This is a genomic window from Clostridium sp., assembly GCF_032552055.1.
Lineage (GTDB): Bacteria > Bacillota > Clostridia > Clostridiales > Clostridiaceae > Clostridium.
The window spans coordinates 1-2,374 of record NZ_JAWGSV010000356.1 but is presented as its reverse complement, the minus strand read 5'-3'; the positions used below and the strand labels follow the sequence as shown (position 1 = coordinate 2,374).

The 2,374-nt window shown below is 29.1% G+C and carries 3 protein-coding genes; all 3 read left to right on the top strand.

Annotated features, from left to right (window positions below; genetic code table 11):
* A partial coding sequence (locus E6248_RS15445; protein ID WP_316341658.1) for an alpha/beta hydrolase occupies positions 1-1,127 on the top strand: 1,127 nt, incomplete at its 5' end.
* A gap of 23 nt (positions 1,128-1,150) precedes the next feature.
* Positions 1,151-1,972, top strand: a complete 822-nt coding sequence (locus tag E6248_RS15440) for a phosphatase PAP2 family protein (RefSeq protein WP_316341657.1) — start codon at positions 1,151-1,153, stop codon at positions 1,970-1,972.
* A gap of 15 nt (positions 1,973-1,987) precedes the next feature.
* The coding region (locus E6248_RS15435; protein WP_316341656.1) for a hypothetical protein at positions 1,988-2,374 on the top strand (387 nt) is incomplete at its 3' end.

The following is a 2,374-nucleotide window of genomic DNA, read 5'->3' as shown; positions in this document are numbered from 1 at the left end:
AATATGAGGAGTGGAGAGGTATGGAAAGAAAATATTCAAAGGAATTATTAAATAAGCTTGTTGAACGTCAAGAGACAATTATGATAAAAGGAGCAGAAGTACTAGTTAAAAACTTGCCAGATAGTGATGAAAAAGGTGCTATGGATCCACGTCTTTATAAAGACATGAAAAATCAATTTTTAATGATGAAATATATGCCAAAATCTTTAATGAAGATGGATACTTCACCAAAGGGAATTGAAAAGCTTAGAAAAATGTTTAATGGAATAAAAAGTATTCCTATAGTTGAAAAGAAAATTGAAATAGAACATAAAAATATAAAAGGAGAAGATGGAAATCTAATTCCTATAAGAATTTATAAATCAGAAACAATTAAAGAAAATGCACCGGTTTTATATTTCATCCATGGTGGTGGATTCTTTGGAGGATCTCCTGATGTTGTAGAAGAATTTGTTAAGTTAATAGTAGAAAAAACAGATATCCTTGCAGTGTCAGTTGATTATAGACTTGCGCCAGAGAATCCATATCCAGCAGGGCATAAAGATTGCTATACTACTTTAAAATGGATTTATAATAATGTAGAAAGCTTAGGCGGAGATAAAAATAATATTTTCGTTGCAGGTGATAGTGCAGGAGGAAACTTAACACAATATTGTACAACTAGAGATATGGAAGATAAATTAGGAATGGTAAAGGGACAACTGTTACTGTATCCAACAGTAAATATGCTTGGAACTGAAGATGAATATTTCAAATGGAGTATTGATGAATTTGAAATGTCCCCTAAGCATAAATCAGGTCTTACTATGATGATAAATATGTTTAGTTCAATGACAACTGGACTTTCAGATATATTAGGAACTACAGATATAGATAATGATTATTTAAATCCATATAATAGAGATCCAAAAGGATTACCACCAACATTTATTACAGTAGGAGAGCATGATTCTCTTAAGGTAGAAGCTTTAGCTTATGCAGCTAAATTAACAAATGCGGGTGTAGAAACAAAAACAGTTTTATATAAGGGATTTGGACATGCTTATGCAGATAATGTGGGAGTATATCCACAAAGTGAAGATTGTGCAATTGAAATGGGTAAATTTATTTTAGAAAGATCTAAATAAAAGAAAAAGAGAGGCAAAATACTATGGTTAAATCAGAAAAAGTGGGTTTGGGGATAATTGCACTACTTTTAATAATATTTGCATTTACAGATTTGCAGATATCAAATGCTATTTATAATGCAGAGAGTGTATATGGTCTAATTTTTGAAGCTATAGGAGAATTTCCAGCAGGTATAATTGCTACTTTCTGTACTGTTAGTTTAATTTTAACTAGAAAAAAAGAGAAATCAATAAAATATACTTTAGGAACAATAGGGTATGGGATAATATTAGTTTTATTTTCATTAATGGCAACAATGTTACCAATTAAATATTTTAATGGACCTACATTTTTAATTCCAATATTGTCAATTTTATATGTTATAGCTTCTTATTTTATAGCAAAAAAAATAAGTACTACAAATAAAGTAGAGTTACGTCAAGCAGCAATAGTTGGAGTGTTAACATTCTTCTTTGTAGTAATTACTTTTAATTTAATTAAGATGGGTTGGGGAAGAGAACGTTATAGGCATATGGTTTCAGAAGGTTCTTTTGAAGGATTTTCTCTATGGTTTATAAGAAAAGGATTTACAACAAATAATGAATTTATGTCATTCCCTTCAGGACATAGTGCTAATGCGACTATTATGATTTGGCTTACATTAATTCCAACATTTATACCAAAATTGAAAAGCAAACAAGTATTGATTAATACCTGTGTTATAATATGGATTATTTTAGTTGCAGCTAGCCGTGTAGTTGTTGGTGCTCATTTTGCATCAGATGTAACAATGGGGGCAACAATTACCTTAGTAATATTTAGTTTATTAAAAAAGAAATATATTAAGTCATTAATTAAAAATTAAGAAGGGGAAATATTTATGGAAATAAGTAAACAAAGTCTACATGGTTATATGTTTAAAAAGTTTGTTATTAATTTCTGGTTAGTTAATGCAGTTATTAACGGAGTAATTTTCTTTGTCATAACTTCTGATAAGGGTAGAATGTTTGGTACAGCTGAAATAGCTTTTGATTACTTAACTTCTCTTCTAATATTGGGAATGGCAGCAGCATTAACAGGATTTCCAATGATAAAAAAAGATATAGATAAAGGCATTGTACAAAAGGGAGTTTATGATAGAAAAGAGCATATAATAGCTAAGTATTTTTCTAATAATAAAATTATAAATTCAATAATTATAACAATAATGACTATAATATTAATAATTCCATTCTTTATTGGAATACCAGCAATGTTTGGTATGGAC

Bases quoted from the DNA above. Each gene is read 5' to 3' on its own strand.
- E6248_RS15440 (WP_316341657.1), top strand. From the start codon at position 1,151: ATGGTTAAATCAGAAAAAGTGGGTTTGGGGATAATTGCACTACTTTTA.